Annotated in this window: 20 protein-coding genes and 1 pseudogene; 19 read left to right on the top strand and 2 right to left on the bottom strand. The window is 50.7% G+C overall.

Annotation, left to right across the window (positions count from 1 at the left end; translation table 11 throughout):
• Position 1: 1 nt before the first annotated feature.
• The 17 genes from ACLM7Z_RS13840 to ACLM7Z_RS13760 all read left to right on the top strand — a co-directional run bounded on the left by ACLM7Z_RS13840 (position 2) and on the right by ACLM7Z_RS13760 (position 15,247).
• Positions 2–1,219 (top strand): phage major capsid protein, encoded by a 1,218-nt coding sequence (locus ACLM7Z_RS13840; RefSeq protein ID WP_273348976.1) that lies wholly within the window; start codon positions 2–4, stop codon positions 1,217–1,219.
• Positions 1,216–1,473, top strand: a complete 258-nt coding sequence (locus tag ACLM7Z_RS13835; protein ID WP_273348977.1) for a head-tail connector protein — start codon at positions 1,216–1,218, stop codon at positions 1,471–1,473. The genes ACLM7Z_RS13840 and ACLM7Z_RS13835 overlap by 4 nt, the downstream gene beginning before the upstream one ends.
• Positions 1,470–1,802, top strand: coding sequence for a phage head closure protein (locus ACLM7Z_RS13830; protein WP_273348978.1), 333 nt, complete (start codon positions 1,470–1,472; stop codon positions 1,800–1,802). The genes ACLM7Z_RS13835 and ACLM7Z_RS13830 overlap by 4 nt, the downstream gene beginning before the upstream one ends.
• Positions 1,799–2,212 (top strand): HK97-gp10 family putative phage morphogenesis protein, encoded by a 414-nt coding sequence (locus tag ACLM7Z_RS13825; RefSeq protein WP_273348979.1) that lies wholly within the window; start codon positions 1,799–1,801, stop codon positions 2,210–2,212. Before ACLM7Z_RS13830 ends, ACLM7Z_RS13825 begins: the two co-directional genes overlap by 4 nt.
• A complete protein-coding gene (locus tag ACLM7Z_RS13820; RefSeq protein ID WP_273348980.1) occupies positions 2,213–2,602 on the top strand; it encodes a hypothetical protein in 390 nt (129 codons plus the stop codon).
• A gap of 3 nt (positions 2,603–2,605) precedes the next feature.
• On the top strand, positions 2,606–3,217 hold the full coding sequence (locus ACLM7Z_RS13815; protein ID WP_273348981.1) for a major tail protein: 612 nt from the start codon (positions 2,606–2,608) through the stop codon (positions 3,215–3,217).
• Positions 3,218–3,583, top strand: coding sequence for a hypothetical protein (locus ACLM7Z_RS13810; RefSeq protein WP_273348982.1), 366 nt, complete (start codon positions 3,218–3,220; stop codon positions 3,581–3,583).
• A gap of 205 nt (positions 3,584–3,788) precedes the next feature.
• Positions 3,789–6,776 (top strand): phage tail tape measure protein, encoded by a 2,988-nt coding sequence (locus tag ACLM7Z_RS13805; protein WP_435645345.1) that lies wholly within the window; start codon positions 3,789–3,791, stop codon positions 6,774–6,776.
• Positions 6,776–7,585 (top strand): hypothetical protein, encoded by an 810-nt coding sequence (locus ACLM7Z_RS13800; protein ID WP_435645344.1) that lies wholly within the window; start codon positions 6,776–6,778, stop codon positions 7,583–7,585. Before ACLM7Z_RS13805 ends, ACLM7Z_RS13800 begins: the two co-directional genes overlap by 1 nt.
• Positions 7,585–8,781, top strand: a complete 1,197-nt coding sequence (locus ACLM7Z_RS13795) for a phage tail protein (RefSeq protein ID WP_435645343.1) — start codon at positions 7,585–7,587, stop codon at positions 8,779–8,781. Before ACLM7Z_RS13800 ends, ACLM7Z_RS13795 begins: the two co-directional genes overlap by 1 nt.
• A complete protein-coding gene (locus tag ACLM7Z_RS13790) occupies positions 8,771–10,960 on the top strand; it encodes a M14 family zinc carboxypeptidase (protein WP_435645342.1) in 2,190 nt (729 codons plus the stop codon). The genes ACLM7Z_RS13795 and ACLM7Z_RS13790 overlap by 11 nt, the downstream gene beginning before the upstream one ends.
• 68 nt (positions 10,961–11,028) lie before the next feature.
• A complete protein-coding gene (locus tag ACLM7Z_RS13785; RefSeq protein ID WP_435645341.1) occupies positions 11,029–11,244 on the top strand; it encodes a hypothetical protein in 216 nt (71 codons plus the stop codon).
• A gap of 11 nt (positions 11,245–11,255) precedes the next feature.
• Positions 11,256–11,417, top strand: coding sequence for a hypothetical protein (locus ACLM7Z_RS13780; RefSeq protein WP_435645340.1), 162 nt, complete (start codon positions 11,256–11,258; stop codon positions 11,415–11,417).
• Positions 11,417–12,391, top strand: a complete 975-nt coding sequence (locus ACLM7Z_RS13775; RefSeq protein WP_435645339.1) for a C39 family peptidase — start codon at positions 11,417–11,419, stop codon at positions 12,389–12,391. Before ACLM7Z_RS13780 ends, ACLM7Z_RS13775 begins: the two co-directional genes overlap by 1 nt.
• Positions 12,319–13,929: a hypothetical protein gene (locus tag ACLM7Z_RS13770; RefSeq protein ID WP_435645338.1), complete on the top strand. Its 1,611-nt coding sequence runs from the start codon at positions 12,319–12,321 to the stop codon at positions 13,927–13,929. The genes ACLM7Z_RS13775 and ACLM7Z_RS13770 overlap by 73 nt, the downstream gene beginning before the upstream one ends.
• A gap of 101 nt (positions 13,930–14,030) precedes the next feature.
• Entirely contained in the window at positions 14,031–14,426 is a 396-nt protein-coding gene (locus tag ACLM7Z_RS13765) for a carbohydrate-binding protein (protein ID WP_435645337.1), read from the top strand.
• A 605-nt stretch (positions 14,427–15,031) separates the two neighbouring features.
• Positions 15,032–15,247, top strand: coding sequence for a hypothetical protein (locus ACLM7Z_RS13760; RefSeq protein ID WP_087017477.1), 216 nt, complete (start codon positions 15,032–15,034; stop codon positions 15,245–15,247).
• Between the two features lie 192 nt (positions 15,248–15,439).
• Here ACLM7Z_RS13760 and ACLM7Z_RS13755 read toward each other — a convergent pair whose 3' ends face one another.
• Both ACLM7Z_RS13755 and ACLM7Z_RS13750 read right to left on the bottom strand, forming a co-directional pair.
• The gene (locus tag ACLM7Z_RS13755; RefSeq protein WP_435645336.1) at positions 15,440–15,781 is read right to left on the bottom strand and encodes a hypothetical protein; all 342 of its coding nucleotides are present in this window, start codon (positions 15,779–15,781) and stop codon (positions 15,440–15,442) included.
• Positions 15,778–16,038 carry a helix-turn-helix transcriptional regulator gene (locus tag ACLM7Z_RS13750; RefSeq protein WP_435645335.1) on the bottom strand — a complete coding sequence of 87 codons (261 nt, stop codon included), beginning with the start codon at positions 16,036–16,038 and terminating at the stop codon, positions 15,778–15,780. Before ACLM7Z_RS13750 ends, ACLM7Z_RS13755 begins: the two co-directional genes overlap by 4 nt.
• A 509-nt stretch (positions 16,039–16,547) precedes the next feature.
• Here ACLM7Z_RS13750 and ACLM7Z_RS13745 point away from each other — a divergent pair.
• Positions 16,548–17,755, top strand: a pseudogene (locus tag ACLM7Z_RS13745) (IS110 family transposase).
• A gap of 119 nt (positions 17,756–17,874) precedes the next feature.
• The gene (locus ACLM7Z_RS13740; RefSeq protein ID WP_435645334.1) at positions 17,875–18,225 is read left to right on the top strand and encodes a transposase; all 351 of its coding nucleotides are present in this window, start codon (positions 17,875–17,877) and stop codon (positions 18,223–18,225) included.
• Positions 18,226–18,235: the final 10 nt, after the last annotated feature.

Genomic DNA, 18,235 nt, shown 5'->3' with positions numbered 1-18,235 from the left:
CATGAAACGTAAAATCATCAATCTGCGCCAGCAGTTGAAAAATGTGCTGGATCAGGCGCAGGCCGCGCTGGAAGCGGGAAATTCTGCCGAGTTTGACACGCAGATGGCGGAGGCAGATCGCCTGAATTCGGAAATCGATAATTACGAGCGCCTGCTGGCCGCGCGCGGAGATTTTGACGAGAATAATGCCCATATGATCAACCTGCATGATGTGCAGCAGGAACAGCGGCAGGACAATATGCGCCGTTCCCGTATCGATAACCTGCGCAACGAACGCGAGTATGTCACTGCATGGACAGAGGCGATTTGCACAGGCATCTCGACGAGACGGGCCGTGAGCATGGAGTCGATGGCACCTCTGGTCAATGTCCTGACCATTTCGGGAGGCGACCCGACAGGTTCAGATGGCGGGTTCCTGGCCCCGATCGACTTTGACAATATGCTGCACGAGGACGAGAAAGAGTATTTTGACTTGTCCACACTGTTTGCCGCCGAACGCGTGACCGCGATGTCTGGATGGCGTGCTGTTGCGACATCTGGCGCAAAGGCGCTTCCCAAGATCGGTGAAGCTTCGGAAATTGGAACGGATTCGCAGCCGGCATTTCGTAAGATTGAATACAGCGTGAACAAATACGGCGATCGCCTCCCGGTGTCCCAGGAACTGCTGAACGCAGAGCCGGGTGTCCTGATGGCATATATTTCCCGGTGGTTTGCTGTTCGGCATGTCATGACCAAAAACGACTTGCTGAAATCCCTGATGAACTCGTTGGTTGCGAAAGATCTTTCTGCGGGAGCAGAACTGTCCGGACTGAAAACCGCGCTGAACAAGGATTTGAATACGGCGCATTCGCGCGGTGCGAGCGTGCTGACAAATCAGTCGGGATACAATGCACTGGATCAGCTGACCGATGACAAGGGCCGTCCGCTGCTGGTGCCGAATCCGGCAGATCCGGATACCTACCGAATCAAGGGCAAGTCGATCTACTACATGGACGATGACCTGCTTCCGAACGATACCGGCAAGGCTCCGATCTATATCGGAAAGTTTTCCGCATTTGGCACGCTGTTTGAACGCAGCGGCATCGAAATCGCATCGACCGATGTTGGCGGCGATGCGTGGGTGAATGCCGCACCGGAAATCCGTGCCCTGTGCTATCTGGATGCGAAGAAGGTCGATGAAAAGGCCGTCGTAAAGAAGACGTATGTGGTAGCTGAATGATGGATGAACTGCTGGAGGTAAAAGCGTATCTGCGCATCGACGGATCAGGTGAGGATGACCTGTTGCAGTCGCTGATTGCCAGCGCAGAGGCGTATATGGCAAAATCCGGCGTGCCGGAACAGCCTGAAGACCCCACGTGGAAGCTGCTGCGGAATGTGCTGGTGCTGCACTTTTATGACCGCCGCGATTCCCCGGATATTCCGGCGGGTGCGCGAGGTCTGCTGCTCCAGCTGCGGAGCGGAGGCAGCGGATGAATGAAATTGCAAGTAAGCTGAATCGGCGGGTGACGATCAAGCGTCGGATGTTGTTCGATACGGACGGCGCAACCAGCGAATGCTGGGAGCCTGTATGCACAGTGTGGTGCGGCGTGAACTGTTCCAGCTTCCGGAGGTTCCTTTATGCCGATGCTGTGAATTACGAGAACACGACGCTGTTCACAATCCGCTATCGCACGGGGATTACGCCGGATATGCGTGTGTATTACAACGATACGCCGTATGCAATCGTTGGCATCGTTGATCCAAACGATGGACACCGGGAACTGCATATTACTGCAACTACGGATTTGGATGTGGGAGCATGAGTGCGGATATCAAGATTGAGGGCATCGAGGATTTAGTCGCACAGCTGAAAGCGATGCAGCCGAAGCCGAACGAGGTCAAAGCTATGCTTGAACTCGCAGCTGAGCCTATTCGTGCAGAAGCGGCGAACACTATTCCGCGGACAGCTTCCCCGCGGCAGGCGACAGTAAAAAACAGCTGGCGGACGGGTCAGCACCTTGCTGACAACGTTGTTGTTGATACGGCAAGTTCCTTTGTCGGCGTTACGTTTAACGGAGGCCTACAGAATGGACCATTTTTCTACGGAAAGTTTGGTGAATACGGCAGAGAACACGAAACGCCGCGCTATTGGCTGCAAACTGCCGCCGATGCAAAGGCATCGGATGCCGAAAATATACTTGAATCTGAATTAAAAAAGAAAGTGGGTGGTTAAGTGATTACATCCGCAGATGTTGTACGCGCGCTGCGCGGATGTGAAAGCGTTACGAGGTACCTGAAACCGGACAAAAACGGCAATCTGCCGATCTATCAGATTGTATCGGCGGATGAAAAAGCATACCCGCATATGGCCGTATTCGAGACGAAGCGAGATCCTTTGTTCCATTCAGACGACGCACCGGTTACGGATGAAGTCTGTTTCCGGATCAACCTGTATTCCTTGGAAAACAATCTGCATGAAATTTCGCGTGCAGTTCGGGCGTGTCTGGATGCCGCCGGATTTGACAATGTCACAATCGGCGCGGATGGTTGGTCTGTCTCGCTGGGATTGTATACAAAAACGGTATCCTGCTCCTGCTGGGAGCAGATGGAAGGAGTGGAGTAAATCATGAGTGCATCTACTGCTGAGCATACGCTGCGCCGTCAGAGCGTGCGCAAGTTGTATTTTGCAGAGATTATCAGCGAATCGGAATCCGGGACGGTGTATGATACGCCGTTTCCGTCGCCGTGGACGAATGCGGTGAAGGTTTCGCCGAGTACGGAGTCAGCCGAGGTTTATTCGGATGATGTACTCGCGGAGCGTGTTACTATGCCGGGTGATATCAGCATCGAAATCACAAAGGACAGTGATGCTCCGGAGGTACACGCCAAACTGCTGGGCCACACCTACGAGGACGGCGAGATGGTTAAAAGCAAAAACGACGTTGCTCCGTTTTTTGCGGTCATGTATATCACGGAATATTCTCCGGGCAAATATGAGCTGGAATGCCTGTACCGTGTCCAGTTCGAGCTGCCGGAAAAGGAGCGCAAAACCGCCGAGAAAACGCCGTCCTACGTGCAGCAGACCTACAAGGGTACGGCGTATCCGCGCATTGATAATGGCGCATGGGAGCGTACCAAGGACAGGAAAAAAGGCGAAGGCGGCACACTTGTGCCGCTGACGAAAGAAGACATTGACGCATGGTTTACAGCCGTGCCGGGTGGATCGGAGGCATCGTAAATGTACGACTTATCTGCAATCAAACCGAAGAAAGTGCCTGTTATGCTGAGCGATTGCAAACAGCGGCATCTGTTGTTTGATCTCAACGCGCTCGCTGAGCTGGAGGATGTCTATGGCGGACATGCTGATGCCCTGAAGGAAGTGCAGACTGGATCGTTCAGGGCGATCCGTGCAACCTTGTGGGCAGGCTTGCTGCATGAAGATCCGAATCTCACCATCAAGGATGTAGGCGCGATGATTGCGGTCGATGGCATGAGCATCATCTCCGATGCCATTGTCGACGCATTTAACATTGCCGTACCGACAGCGTCAGTGGCGGATCAGCCGCCGGATGTTTGCAGCAAGGATGCGCCGCAGGATTTTTAGCACAGCTGTGGAATGAATCAGAGCCGGAACACGCTGATGCAACCGCCCAGTCTTCCCCGGGAGGGTTGGACTGGGCGGTTTTGTACTATATCGGACGTGTTGTTCTGCGGCTGAGCGATCACGAATTCTGGCATTCGACGCTCCGTAAAATCATTGTGCTGACTGAACAGCACCTAAACTTTCTAAATGGAGGGGGCGGAGATGAATGGCAACGCTGAGCGATCTGATCGTCAAGTTATCGTTGGATAGTTCAAAATTCAGTCAAGGGTTGAGCGAAACAGTTCAGTCTCTGTCCAAGCTGCAAACGAAATTCAGGGATTCCAAAACCGGAATCGTAGATTTTGGAAAAGTTACGGAGTCCTTGAAAAACAACGCACAGTTGCTGACTGAAAAGTTCAAACTTCAGTCTGCCCGTTTGGAAAATCTGAAACAGAAGTATCAAGAGGCTTGCGACGCAGAGGGAGAAGATTCCGAGACGGCACAACGACTGGCGGTGCAGATCGGCACGCTGGAGCGTAACATGCAGACCCTGCAAGGGCGCATCGATGCGGTAAACAGCGATATCGAAACAAACAGCAATCGCCTGTACCAGGTCGGCACGAACATGCAGGGCGTGGGCGACAAGCTGCGCCAGCTTGGTTCAAAGGTCAGTGATGTAGGCAAGACATTGACCACCCATTTGACGGTTCCTCTGGTCGGTGTGGGAACGGCAGCGGTCAAAGTTACCGCTGATTTTGACAGCGCCATGTCGGAAGTTGCGGCAATCTCCGGAGCGACGGGCGATGAGCTCGACCAGCTTCGCGACAAAGCCCTTGAAATGGGATCGAAGACGCAATTCAGCGCTACCGAATCCGCAGAGGCTATGAAGTACATGGCCATGGCGGGCTGGGATACCCAGCAGATGATGGACGGACTGGCGGGCGTCATGAATGCAGCCGCGGCATCCGGAGAGGATTTGGGTACTGTTTCTGACATCCTGACAGATGGCCTGACAGCGTTTGGAATGGCGGCGAGTGAATCTGGCCGCATGGCAGATGTGCTGACAGCGGCGGCGACATCATCCAATACAACGATTGGGCTGTTGGGCGAGACTTTCAAATATACGGCTCCGGTCTGCGGTGCGTTGAAAATCAGTCTGGAGGACTGCGCACTCGCGACCGGTCTTATGGCCAACGCGGGCATCAAAGGTAGCCAGGCGGGCACTACGTTGCGGACGGGCTTGACAAATTTAATCAACCCATCCTCGTCTGTAGCAAAAGCCATGGAGCAATATGGTGTTGCGCTGCAAACGAATGCTGACGGATCGGCAAATCTGTCTGCAACTATGCAGGTGTTGCGCGACAAGCTCGGCGGCCTGTCTGAAACGGAACGTGCAGCTGCGCTGGCTGCAATATTTGGATCTGACGCGGTTTCCGGCTGGTCTGCGGTTGTGACTGCATCTGACGATGATTTCAACAGTTTGGCTGATGCAATTGCAAATTCTACCGGAAAAGCCGAAGAAATTGCAAACCTGAAACTGGACAATCTTTCCGGACAGCTGACTATTTTGAAATCAACAGTCGAAGGAATAGCTGTTCAAATTGGCGACATTCTGACACCGACTGTGTCTGGAATCGTTGACAAGCTGCAATCGTGCGCAACAGCATTTTCTGGTCTGGATGATAGCACCAAGAAAACTATTGTGACTATTGCAGGCGTTGCCGCAGCAGTCGGCCCGGTTATAGCGGTCATTGGTGTTGTGATCAGTACTATTGGCGGAACGGTTTCTGCCGTTGGCGGCGTCGTTGCGGCGGTCGGTGCAGGCACCGGCGTCCTCGCGGCGCTGGGAGGAGCATTCACTGCATTTGCTGGCCCGATTGCGATTGTTGTTGCAGCCGTTGCGGCCGCAGCGATTGCGATCGTGACGCATTGGGACGATATCAAGCAAAAAGCAGGGGAAATTAAGGATTCTGTAGCGGGTAAAATCGGTGAACTAGCAACAGTTGTATCCGAAAAATTTGGTGACATGGGAGATGCCGCTGGGCGAGTTAAAGATGCTATTTCTGAAAAGTTATCCGCAATAGGGGACACTGCGCAGGGTGCATTGGATACAGTTGCTGGTATTGTGCAGGTTGGTCTGATGGTCATAAGCGAAGTGATGAGCGCAGGAGCGCAGATCATCACATTACCATGGCAATTCCTCTGGCAGAATTTTGGCGCGCCGATTGCAGAATACCTTGCTCCGGCAGCAGAAGCTGTCAAAACAAAAATGACTGAGATTGAGGACGCTATCAGCGGGAAGTTGACAGAAGCTGCATCGGTAGCATCTGGGAAATGGTCAGAGATATCCACCACGGTCAGCACCAAGGCGGGAGAGGTGAAGGCTGCCATCAGCGGGAAGCTGTCAGAAGCGACCTCTGTCGCGTCTGGCAAGTGGTCATCAATGTCGTCGACTGCGTCGCAGTATGCAGGTTCCATCTATACAGCAGCAAGCACAAGGTTCGGACAGGTACAAAGTGCAGTGTCTTCAAAACTAAGTGCTGCGGCCACCACCGCCAGCACAAAATTCAATTCAATCAAAACGTCAGCTGCAACAGCACTGTCGTCCATGGCATCTACAGTTTCGTCAAAGTTGTCTTCGGTTGCAAGCTATTTTTCTACAAAGATGCAGGCAGCAAAAGATGCAGTGTCAAATGCAGTCAGCAAGATCAAGGACGCATTCAATTTCACATGGTCTTTGCCGAAAATAAAGCTTCCCCACTTCTCGATTACTGGTTCGTTCTCGCTGAATCCCCCGAGCGTACCCAAATTTTCTGTTACTTGGTATAAAAACGGCGCAGTATTTGCAAAACCCACGTTGTTTGACACTGCAAGCGGCGTGAAGGGCGTTGGAGAGGCTGGCGCAGAGGCTGTTCTGCCGTTGTCAACTCTCTGGCGGGAGCTCGATGATCGTCTGGCAGCTGCCCTTGCGCGTTTTTCGTCCAACGGGAACGGCATAGCGAACTCCGAACTGACGCAGCTGCTGGTAGCCATCAAGGATGCGGTTTCCGCTGGATTCGCAGAGGTAGTGTCCTGCCTGAAAGTGGAACGGACAGACGGCGGTCAGATTGTTTTGAAACTTATCATCGACGGCAAGGAGCTGGCAGCAGTTCTGACCCCATACGTCGATGAAAATCTCGATCACAGGAGAAATCTGGCAGGGAGGTATGTATAGTGGTTGGAAATTTCTCAATCAACGGTACCAGTGTGCGCTCTCTGGGCTTTTATGTCTCCCCTGAGAGCTGTATTTCATCCGCCGAACCAAACATACAGCAAACAGAAATTCCGAACAGCTCGGACGTATTTGATACGACAGAATACGGCGGGTTTGTGACCTATGGACGCGGCGAGATTGTTACCATCATCGAAGGTATCTTTTCTAAAGATCTTTGGCCACATAAACAGAGTGAGATTGCTCGGCTGTGCAATGGCAAGCTGTGCAAACTGATCTTTGACAATGACCCCGGTTATTATTACATAGCCAGAGGTAAAATTGACCCCACATTTTCCAAGTTGCATGTCGGCAGTATCAAAATCACTTGGAAATGTGATCCGTACAAGTACGAGCTGACTGACGGAACCGACGAGCAGGAATGGGACACTGTTGACCTGATCGACGGCGTTTTCCGCGAGTACGAGCCGACCGTTGTTTCGGGATCGGAGATATTTGAGATTGTCGCTCGGGACAAGCCGGTTGCGCTGGAAATCGAGATTATTGACGACGGCAGCGAGGATTGGCCTACAAGCCTTGGCGATATTTATGTGTCGCATGCGGAATCTGCCGACGCGACCAAGTGGTATGATCGCACAAACATCGGCCCGGTACCGGAATACACGGACGACAGCGGCGTGATCCATGTAAGTGTATTTCGCCCGCGCGTGACGCTTCCGGAGTTTTTGTTCGGTGCCGGTACGACGCATTATGTGAAAGTCGAGGGTAATTGCACAGTGCAGATGCATTATCGGGGAGGTGTGCTGTACTAATGCGCATGATTTATGTCAGCACGGCGCAACATCCGCCTGGCATCTACAAAATCGAGCTGTTGGATCTGCACGGCGAGAAAATCGGCGTGCTGCATTATCCGCACAGCCCGAACATGTTGATTGACCCGATACTTTCGCGCGGCGTCAACCGGGCAGGCACGCTGAAATTTAATATTTCGGTTGAGCACCCATACTACGAGTACATTGCTGACCGGCAGTGTTATTTGCGCGTGTGGAGGGATGGGAGGCTGATCTTTGAATGTCGGCCGATTCCACCGATCACCCGGGCAGACGGCATTAAATCCGTCACTTGCGAGGGCGCGCTGGCGTACCTAAACGACACGATCCAGTGGAGGAAGACCTATCATGATACATCGCCTGCGGAATACCTGCAGGATAAGATCGACTGGCACAATGCGCGCATCGGAGATGACGATCCGATGCGACAGTTTACGTCGGTCGACTGTACCGTCACCAACAGCACGGACAACGTCTATCGGCAGGACAACGACCTGCCGAACACCTTGACAAACATTCAGAAAAAACTGGTAGAACGGCTGGGTGGATATGTCGATGTCACGTATACCGTGATGACGGAAGAAGGCGGAAATGGAAACGTAGTATCGCAAACGGTAGAAAAAGGTCTGGAATATATTCCGGATCTGCCGAAGCTGGAGGGGCAGGAGGTGCGCGCAGGTGTCAACCTGCTGTCCTGCGAGACAGCGGCATCATCGGATGATTTTTACACGGTACTTATTCCTCAGGGCGCGACGCTGGAGGGGAGTGATTATCCGCTGGATATCCAATCGGTAAACGACAATCATACCTTTGTGGAATGTGCTGACGGTGTTGCGCAGTATGGCCGTATTTGGGCAGTGAAAACATGGCAGGACGTCACGGATGCTGCGAACCTGAAGGAAAAAGCGCAAGCCGACGTGGACAGCCAGCTTGACCGGCCGGAGTCAATTACCGTCAGCGCAGCTGACCTGTATTATTCCGGTGACAGTGATGCCCCGCTGGAATACGGCCACAAAATCTATGTAGCCGACAGTGCGGACGGCGTGTCCGGCTGGTTTGACTGCACGGACGAGGAAATCCATATTGCAGACCCCAGCCAGAACACATACACGCTTGGCTGCCGTCGATCCAGCATCACGCAGCTGGCCGGCGAATGGAGAGTGAAATATGGCAGTTAACATTACGCAAGAGGTCGAGAATATCCGCAATGCAACCTATGCACGGGATGTGCGGAATGCGATGGCGGACAGTCTGGCGAAGATGGCGGGCGTAGCTGGAGATGACGAGACCTTTGAACGCTATGTAACGGAAGCTACAAATCAGTATTTGCAAGAGCACCCGGATGCCGTTGCCCCGACAGATGAGCAGGTCAATGCCTGGCTGGATGCCAACGGTGTAACAACCGGCGCAACCGCCGAACAGGCGGAGCAGATCCAGCAGAACACACAGGACATCCGTTTATTTACAGAAGAACTTGAAAACAATATCAATTCACTCTCTCTGTGGGAAAGCGGACAGATCAATTCGGATGGAACGAACAATACAAACAACACCCGAATCCGCACGATCAGCTACATACCCGATAATGTCATTCGCGTCAAAGCGGACGATCAGACAAATGTCAGGGCACAGTTGTATGCCGCAGACGGTACATTTGTGAAGGTGTCCGATCTTGGATTTACACAGGATTTTTTGGTTGCAGATGTGCTGGCAGAAGATGCGCAGGCATCAAAAATCCGGTTGACTGCCAGACACGTAAAAACGACGACGGCGATTGACACAGATTATGCGGAACATATTAAGCTGCTTACTCTGACGGACACGGAACTGACTGCCGCCGGAAAGTCGGCAGACGCAGCGGCAACCGGTGCGGCGATTGCGGCACTGAAGGAAACAGACAGCGGCCAGCAGTCACGAATCTGTAGTATTGACCATATCCTGTCCCCGGTGTGGGAACAGGGTCACATCAAGACTGAGGATGGTACAGACGGTTTGCCGACTGCAAACAGTTTTGCCCTGCGTATCCGAACAGGCTTTCTGCCGGAAGATGTGCAGAAGATCACAACGTCCCGGCTGGGATGGCTGTATCTGTTCCGCTATGACAAAGACGGAAATTTTGTGGATTATATCGATTACGAGGCGTCAGCAGAGGTGACCGATTTCGACCACAGCCAATATTTATACCGTGCGATGCTGCGCGACGGCTTGGATTATGGCGCTGCGACGGATCTGTCCTACACGGCGTATGTCAAAATCGAAAATAAGATCAACCGACCGCTTGTGCGGTTTGAAATCGACTATACTATGCGCGATGTATCCGGCGATTTGTCTGGCGTGGATTTATCTGCCGACACCCTGTCGGAGAAAACGCTGGAGCAGGTGTACAGTCTGTTTGACGGGCTGGTTACAGCGTATCCCGACTATGTGACAAAATCAGATGCAGCGGGGCTGTGCAGTATGACATACCCCGATTATGCCAACGGCGTATCGGGCAGCAGCATCTATGCGGATACACCGGCATACAAGACATATCTGTACACCCTTTCAGAATCCAACGAATGCGCCGGAAATGATGGCACATGCAGAAAGGCGAAGCTGCTGATGATCTGCGGCGTGCATGGAAATGAATATGCCGCACCATACAATGCCTATCTGTTTGCAAAGCAGCTGTGCGACAGCGTTTTGACAGACGAAAATTTCTTCAAGCTGCGGGCGGCCTTTGATATCTATATCATCCCGTGTCTGAATGGCTATGGCATGTACCACGGACTGCGCGGCAATGCCAACGGGGTAAATATCAACAGAAATTTCCCTGTTGAGGACTGGAAGGTGCGGAGCGAAGATACGAAGGACACAGCAGCGAACAATTACAGTGGCCCATCTGCCGGAAGCGAATTTGAAACACAGCTAGTCATGAACATAACGGATTTGATTCAGCCGGATATGTGCATTGACCACCACAACTACAACAAGGAAAAATGGCAGTTCTATACAACGGTATGTGATTACCGATGGCTGGGGTTGATGTATCAGTCGTTGGTGGACTGTTCGTGCGCATTCAAAAAGAACTATCCGCAGTATTTCGGAACCGGATTTTCCCTTCTGGTAGATAAATCCGGCGCGGCGCCATCCAGCGTGTCGAAGGATAAGACGCTTTGTACGGCGTCCAAATGGTGGTTCGAAAGCGGAAGGACATTTGCTGCCACGGTAGAAGCAGCCGTGTCAATCAACTATACTGACGGCGTTTATACGGATTCCACCGTGGATTACTACGGAATGGATACGTTATCCGTCGCGGAATACACGCTGCGCAATGTGATCCTGCATGCGGGGCAGTACGTGTTGGACAACAGATAAGGGAGGTAACGATATGGACAACGTGGTAACTATGATAAAAACATACAGCGTGCAATAAGGAGGTAAACGTGGGAGACAAACACGATGGCTGCCCCTGCGAAGCGGTACAGCAGCTGATTGAGCTTGTTAATCAGCATGAAACCCGGTTGGACAAGCACGATGAGCGTCTTGAGAGAGGCAATGTTGATTTTGCTGTCATTTCAACCAAACTGAACATTATCATGGCTGTGCTGGCTGCTATCGGGGTAGCTGTAGTCGGTGCCGTGATCGGCAACATTATGTAGGAGGTATACATATGTTTGAGAAAATCAATGCCGTGGAATTGTGCGCAGTCGGTGCCCTGGGAGTTGGCCTGATTGCCGCAATCGTCTGTGGGCAGAATGATGCGGTTCTGGCGCTTGGCGGTGCGCTGGGCGGCTATGTCGGCGGCGTGTATAGCAAGGGGGTGGCTGATTGATGGGTATTAACTATTCCAAGTTCCACGAACAGACGGTTGATTCGTACCGGTATGTTGACTACGGCGGCAACAGCATTTACAAATCCGGCTGCGGCCCGGCATCATTGGCAAATGCGCTGATGGTATTGGGCATTGCTGATATCACGGTAAAGGATGCGTGCGAGTTTGCGGTATTCTGCGGCGCGCGCATCCGGGATGCCGGAACCAATATGTCCACGTTGCTGAAGCATGCTGCGGAGAAGTGGCCCATCACGTACCGCACGACCAGTAGCAACGCGGAGCTGGCGGCGCACCTGCGCGCCGGAGGCGTCGCGATTATGAATCAGGGCGATACATACAAGGTTTTTTCGAATGGTGGACATTATGTTGTGGCTGCCTCGATTGACAGCGCAGACCGTGTAACTGTAATCGACAGTTACTGGAACACGAAAAAGTACAAGACCTGGCCGGAGTATCATGCAAAGTCTGAAATTTTGTCCCGCTGCTTTGTGCGCACGCCGCTGTACTGGTGCGGTCGGGCTACGGTAGGACGCGATCCGTCTTATTATTTGATTTCCAAAAAGACGGAAAAGAAGCCTGTTGCGGCAAAGAAGGAGGATAATGAAATGGTTGAAAAGACAACGTTTGAAATCGGTGGAGAAAAATTCACGCTGGATGCCATCACGAAAAACGGCACGACCTATGTCTGCTTGAAACAGTACAACAATGTTCTCGGTCTTGACACCGGATACGACGTGGCAACGGATACCCGTGCAGTCGATTTTGACCAGCTGAATATTTCCGTTGACGGATCAAAGCATACGGTTCACGGCCTGATTGCAGGCAAGGGACATTCCTTCGCGTCGGTTCCGGAGCTGCTGAAGCTGACCGGCTGCGACGTCGGATGGGATGGTCAGAATAATTGCGTCACGGTGAAAACGCCGGAGATTACCGCGGAAGGCGGCACGATGGAAGCACACAAGTCCACAGATTGATTTACAGTGCGCATTGTGCGCAACATAAATTTACCGTTTACAAAAAATATAAATTTGGTATTATAACCGAAAAAGGAGGTAATAATACGAAAAACATCAATGTGAATGTACAGCGCCCACCGATTAACATCCCGTTAGGACGGCAGGGCGAAAATCGTGCTACCTGTGTTATATTTGATTGTACCGGTCTGGTGCAGCTGTATGGCGATGGTACGGCCGAACTGTTGCATGAACTGAAAGATGGAACAGTGTACCCTGTAGCAGTAACGCAGGACGGTGCATCTGTAAGCTGGACTGTATCTGCATCCGATACTGCAACTGTTGGCGCGGGTCGCGCGGAACTTCGCTGGTATGTAGGCGATACGCTGGCGAAATCGGCAAAATTCCGCACAAGCGTATCATCTGCGCTGGCTGATACATCTGTATCAACACCACCTGCTCCGCAGCAGTCGTGGGTCGATAAGGTACTGGCAGCGGCGCAGGAAATCAAAGATGGCGCAATTTCGGACGAAAAACTGGCAGCAGCTATTGCCGCATATCTGGAAGAACATCCGATTGATGCGGGACTGGATGAAGCTGAACTGGCGGCGTATCTGGTAGAAAACGGCTATCTGACGGATGCAGCATTGGCAGATGCAATCGCGCAGGCGTTGGCGGAGGCGAAGGCCTCCGGACAGTTTGACGGCGCACCGGGTAAGGATGGCGCGAATGGATCGCCGGGAGCAGATGGCGTGGACGGCGTGGGCATTGAATCCGTAGTTCAAACAACAACATCGACCGATGATGGCGGTACGAACATTGTTACCGTGACAAAAACGGACGGAAGCACAAGCACATTTGAGGTTCGTAACGGCAGTAAGGGAAGTGACGGCGCAGACGGCCAACCGGGCGCAGACGGCAAATCCGCCTATGCTTACGCCGTGGAGGGCGGCTACACCGGCACGGAGGCGGAGTTTGCCGCAAAGCTTGCGGCGGAGAAGTTCGCCAATCCCAACGCCCTGACATTTACCGGAGCCGTGACCGGCAGCTATGACGGGTCTGCCCCGGTCAGTGTGAAGATTCCCGAGGGCGGTTCTGGCGAAGCATGGGAACTGATCGACAGCGTTACATTATCGGAAGATGTCACGGCGGTTAATTTTGACTTTGACACACCCTATAAAAAGATTTTGTTTATGTGTCAGCCTAACGTTGGGGTAAGCGGGTGGAAACATTTATCCATAAATAAGGGATATTGGATTCCTTGCGCGAATGTTGCTATAAGTTCTACCTATGCGCTATTCATCGAGATTGGAGCATCCGAAAAACGGCGTTATCAAGCAAAAGACAACCGAGTATTTGCGAGGGTAAGAGCAACAGTAGAACAAATTTCTATGCCACAGAACGGCACATTAGATACCTATGATGGCAATTTGTGGGTAGATGTTGCAAGCGATTACTTCGGCAAAAAAAGCGCAGTGGAAATTAACAGCATTGCTATGGAAACGGGAGGAATGTGCGTGGCGGGTGCATATTTTGAAGTTTGGGGGGTTAAGGCATGAAGAATTTTGTAAACGGTCAATATGTCGAATTAACCCAATCCGAAACCGACGCTATGAAGGTCGAGCAGGCCCGGTGGGCGCAGATGGAAAAGTCCATCCCCATGACAGAATCCGAAGTCACCCGTGTGTTGATCGACCAGCAGATCAACAGCCTTGACGTGGACGATAACACCGCCCTGCGGATGGTGGACTACTACCCCGCATGGGAAGTTGGCACCGACTATGCCGCAGGGTTCAAGGTACAGCGTGGCGGCACCCTGTACAAGTGCCTGCAGGCCCACACATCGCAGGCAGACTGGTCTCCGGATGCGGCGCCGTCGCTGTGGGCGAAGGTGTTGATTCCGGATGAAACAGTCATCCCAGAATGGGAACAGCCGGACAGCACAAACCCGTATAGCAAGGGCGATACGGTGACGCACAACGGCAAGACGTGGGTCTCGGATGTTGATAACAATGTCTGGGAACCGGGCGTGTACGGCTGGACAGAAAAGGCATGACAAAAGGCGCAGGGCATCAGCTCTGCGCCTTATTTTTGTTGTCGGAGTGGAAACGCGCGATGGGAAAGAAAAGCCCCGCGGCCGGGTAGCTACGGGGCAGTTTTTGGTTTAAATGTTCGCAGTTTGTTCGTGGCAATAATATTATTGGGTTTAAAAGTTGAAAAAACCGCCATTTCATCGAGAAACAGCGGTTTTAAGTGGTACGCCCGGTGCGATTCGAACGCATGGCCTTCAGAGTCGGAGGGATGTATAGGGATAAGAACATTTTTCGGCTTGAGGATGGAACAGAAGTATAAGTCTAGTTGACGACATTTTGACGACACCTTTTGCGGCTTTATAGGCACCTTGAGTAGATTTTCTTAAATGCGTGCCCTAAACAATTAAGGATAAAAGTGCGAAAATAATTAAAAATCAATGCAAAATCAGATGTTTATTAGAAATTAAATTCCTATTTAATGTTGCGCAGGAATATTATAATTTCTATGGCATTCAAGAGGTCAGCGGTTCGATCCCGCTTATCTCCACCATATAAACCGTCTGTTTTGTATAAAACGGGCGGTTTTTGCTATTTTTCAGAGGCATGCTATCTAAGGAGGATTGATACAATGAAATCTATTTTAATCAAAGACACGACGCGTGAGGAGCGCATTCAGATTATCAATCAGTCGCTTGCCGTTTGTGGCAGCTCATGCGATTTCTGCAACGGATGTGACAATTTGGGCGGTGGTAGAATCGAAGCGATTTACCAGCCGTATATCGACGGAGAAAAGGAGATTTCTGAAATCAATGCGGAATATCGGGCCAATATGGTGAAAGGATAAGCATTTTTTCTGTGCACATATCCGGGATACTGGAGCAAAACAAAAATACAATCGAAAACAATACAGGCAAAACCGAAAATCATCGGTTTAATATGCAGATGGTATTCTGTTTTGGGCAACAGAAAAACAATATCAGATTTACATCATGAACACAAAGAAAAGACAGGGACAATATGGATTGTCCTGCCTTTTTTATGCCGCCGTTTCAGACGGTATCTGGCTGATGACCAGCTTGATAAATTGTGCACAGGAAAGTTTTTCAAAGCATTTGCCAAAGGATGGATTCCGCTGGCATATGGAATTCATAACGCCGGCAATACTGCGTGTAATTTCAGAAACAGCCACAAAAAAATGCCTGGCGGCGGCAGGATACAGCCATTTCTGGGGATATAGCAGGCGTGCGGGCTGGCACCATGCCAGATAGATGGCATAAGCTGTTTGCAGAATTTGCGCGTGGTTTTTCGCGGCGGCATCCAGATGATATAAAGTCAGATGAATAGCCGTTAAACGATCAAGTTCCCCCGAGTGATTCATTGTTCCTCGGCCTCTGTTGATGCGATTTCCTCCAGCTCGTCAATCAGTTGCAGAACCTCCGTATCGGACATCATGAGCATAAACATCACCAACGTATGTGCCGACATGCCGTATCGTCCATGCTCGATATCTACATATGATCGGGGAGATATTCGCAAATATTCCGACATGGTTTCCTGTGACAGCTTGTGTGTATGACGATACTGTTTCAGCTTTACTGCCATATGATTTCGGAATGTTTTCTTGTATGTCAGCATTCTATCAGGCTCCCCGTATTATGATATATGAGAACTGTATCAAAATATGGGGGGTTTTACCATGAAGTGTACTTCGGGATATAGGCGGGTGGTCGAATGATGTGTTTTTAAAGTATTGGTAGAAGACAGTTGCTTTCACAGCTCAGATACTGGAAAGTGAAAAAATAAAACGAGCGCTGGAAAATGAACTGCCCCCCCATTTGTTAGACAAGTATGGTATAATACTTGTACTAAGAAATGGGGTGTTTTTGATACTATAAAAGCGTAAGTGTAAGGCACCGACGGGTGTTTCACATTTGCGCTTATTCTTTTACAATAAGGGAGTAATTGGTCTGGCGTGGTGCTTTTTGGAGCGAAGCCTCCGACATAAAAACTGCCAGCCATCCCTTATTGTAAACATTCGATTAAGCAGGTTGAAACCGGAATGGGCTTTCGCGTAACGAACCAAACTGAATAGCAATAAGTGCAGATGGGATTACAATTACAGATTTCAATCAGGAGGGTTCAACATGACAAGCGTTGGCATTGATGTATCGAAGGTCAAAAGTACCGTCTGTATTCTCCGACCATACGGAGAAGTAATTGCTTCACCATATGAAGTACAGCACAGTGAGCCGGAGATCAAAGAGCTCATATCCCGAATCAAGGCTGTTGACGGAGAGGTTCAGATCGTAATGGAAGCCACCGGAGCTTATCATCTACCGTTGCTTTCCAGTTTCAAGGAAGCTGGCCTTTTTGTGAGCGTTGTCAATCCGTTGTCTATGAAGCGGTATGCTTCGACGGCCATTCGCAAGGGCAAAACCGATAAAATGGATGCCGTGAGAATTGCAAACTACGGGATTGACAATTGGTTTAAGCTGGTGGATTATATACTGCCGGATGAAATATACGCCCAGCTTAGAATTTTGGGGCGGCAATACGCCCACTATATTACGATTCGGATTGAAAGTAAACTGGCTTTGACTAATCTGTTGGACAGGACTATGCCCGGAATAAAGAGCTTACTCAGCTGAAAACGTTCGGAAGAGCCAACAAAGGACAAACTCAGTGATTTTGTAGCGGAATACTGGCATTTTGACAACATTACAAAGAAAAGTGAAGCTCAGTTCGTTCGGTGTTATTGTAACTGGGCCAAAAAGAAAGGATACCATGCAAGTGAATCCAAGGCAAAAGAAATTTACACCTTGGCTTGCAATGGTATCCCTACTTCGCCCTCCGGCGCCGCATCGACCAAAATGTTAACGCTGGAGGCTGTGAGAGTCCTAAAAGAAGTGAACAAGACTCTGGAAACTATTTTAGCACAAATGCAGGAGCTTGCAACTACTTTACCCGAATACAATACTGTTCGTGCTATGAATGGCGTTGGTGATGTTTTAGCGCCAAGGCTGATTGCCGAGATTGGCGATGTTCGACGCTTCCATAGCGGAAGCGCACTAATTGCCTTTGCCGGGATTGACTCGCCACCGTTTCAGTCAGGCAGCTTTACAGGGACACAGCGTAAAATCTCTAAACGAGGATCTTCACTGCTTCGTAAAACCGGATATGAAGTAATGAAATGCCTAAAGGCTGTGAAACCAACCGAGGACGCGGCTGTTTATCTGTATATGCTCAAAAAAGAAGCCGAGGGTAAACCTAAAAAGTGGCAAAGATTGCAGCCCTCAACAAGTTCCTGCGTATTTATTACGCCCGCGTGAGCGAGGTGTACGCAGCGGAATAATAATCCCAGCTTCATTAGGTCAGCGGATTCCCGGTGGCCCGCTTTGCTATACCTTTTTTCTCAATAATATTTTTCTCGTCTTGCTAAGATTTGTCCTTGACTTTTCTTAGCAGGTTTTTATGCCTAAAGGGATACCAAACAAGCGGTATACGCCAGAGCTCAAACGACGGGCAGTGGAAGCGGTTGTCAAGGAAGGGTTAAGCTATAAAGAAGCTGCCAGGATTTATGAAATTGACGGGCATAGCCGCATTCAAAGCTGGGAACGGATCTATCTGACAGAAGGACCTGAAGGTCTGGCTGTAGAGCGTCGTGGTCGTCACAGCACCGGCAGGCCAAAAAAGCTGCCTGAAGCTGTGGAGGAAAATCTGTTGTCAGAAGTCCAGCGGCTACATGCAGAGGTCGACTACCTAAAAAATCTGCAAGCCTTGGTTTTGGAAGACGAGCGACGCCAGCACAAAAAACGCAGGTAGTTCAGAAACT

Source organism: Butyricicoccus porcorum (genome assembly GCF_051246315.1).
In the GTDB taxonomy this organism is placed as follows: domain Bacteria; phylum Bacillota; class Clostridia; order Oscillospirales; family Butyricicoccaceae; genus Butyricicoccus_A; species Butyricicoccus_A porcorum.
This window is presented reverse-complemented; position numbering and strand designations above follow the sequence as displayed.

Coding starts and splice junctions, on each gene's coding strand:
- ACLM7Z_RS13765 (WP_435645337.1), top strand. CDS start 14,031: ATGACAGAATCCGAAGTCACCCGTGTGTTGATCGACCAGCAGATCAAC.
- ACLM7Z_RS13760 (WP_087017477.1), top strand. CDS start 15,032: ATGAAATCTATTTTAATCAAAGACACGACGCGTGAGGAGCGCATTCAG.
- ACLM7Z_RS13810 (WP_273348982.1), top strand. CDS start 3,218: ATGTACGACTTATCTGCAATCAAACCGAAGAAAGTGCCTGTTATGCTG.
- ACLM7Z_RS13775 (WP_435645339.1), top strand. CDS start 11,417: ATGGGTATTAACTATTCCAAGTTCCACGAACAGACGGTTGATTCGTAC.
- ACLM7Z_RS13780 (WP_435645340.1), top strand. CDS start 11,256: ATGTTTGAGAAAATCAATGCCGTGGAATTGTGCGCAGTCGGTGCCCTG.
- ACLM7Z_RS13805 (WP_435645345.1), top strand. CDS start 3,789: ATGGCAACGCTGAGCGATCTGATCGTCAAGTTATCGTTGGATAGTTCA.
- ACLM7Z_RS13815 (WP_273348981.1), top strand. CDS start 2,606: ATGAGTGCATCTACTGCTGAGCATACGCTGCGCCGTCAGAGCGTGCGC.
- ACLM7Z_RS13840 (WP_273348976.1), top strand. CDS start 2: ATGAAACGTAAAATCATCAATCTGCGCCAGCAGTTGAAAAATGTGCTG.
- ACLM7Z_RS13795 (WP_435645343.1), top strand. CDS start 7,585: ATGCGCATGATTTATGTCAGCACGGCGCAACATCCGCCTGGCATCTAC.
- ACLM7Z_RS13750 (WP_435645335.1), bottom strand. CDS start 16,038: ATGCTGACATACAAGAAAACATTCCGAAATCATATGGCAGTAAAGCTG.
- ACLM7Z_RS13825 (WP_273348979.1), top strand. CDS start 1,799: ATGAGTGCGGATATCAAGATTGAGGGCATCGAGGATTTAGTCGCACAG.
- ACLM7Z_RS13755 (WP_435645336.1), bottom strand. CDS start 15,781: ATGAATCACTCGGGGGAACTTGATCGTTTAACGGCTATTCATCTGACT.
- ACLM7Z_RS13830 (WP_273348978.1), top strand. CDS start 1,470: ATGAATGAAATTGCAAGTAAGCTGAATCGGCGGGTGACGATCAAGCGT.
- ACLM7Z_RS13835 (WP_273348977.1), top strand. CDS start 1,216: ATGATGGATGAACTGCTGGAGGTAAAAGCGTATCTGCGCATCGACGGA.
- ACLM7Z_RS13790 (WP_435645342.1), top strand. CDS start 8,771: ATGGCAGTTAACATTACGCAAGAGGTCGAGAATATCCGCAATGCAACC.
- ACLM7Z_RS13740 (WP_435645334.1), top strand. CDS start 17,875: ATGCCTAAAGGGATACCAAACAAGCGGTATACGCCAGAGCTCAAACGA.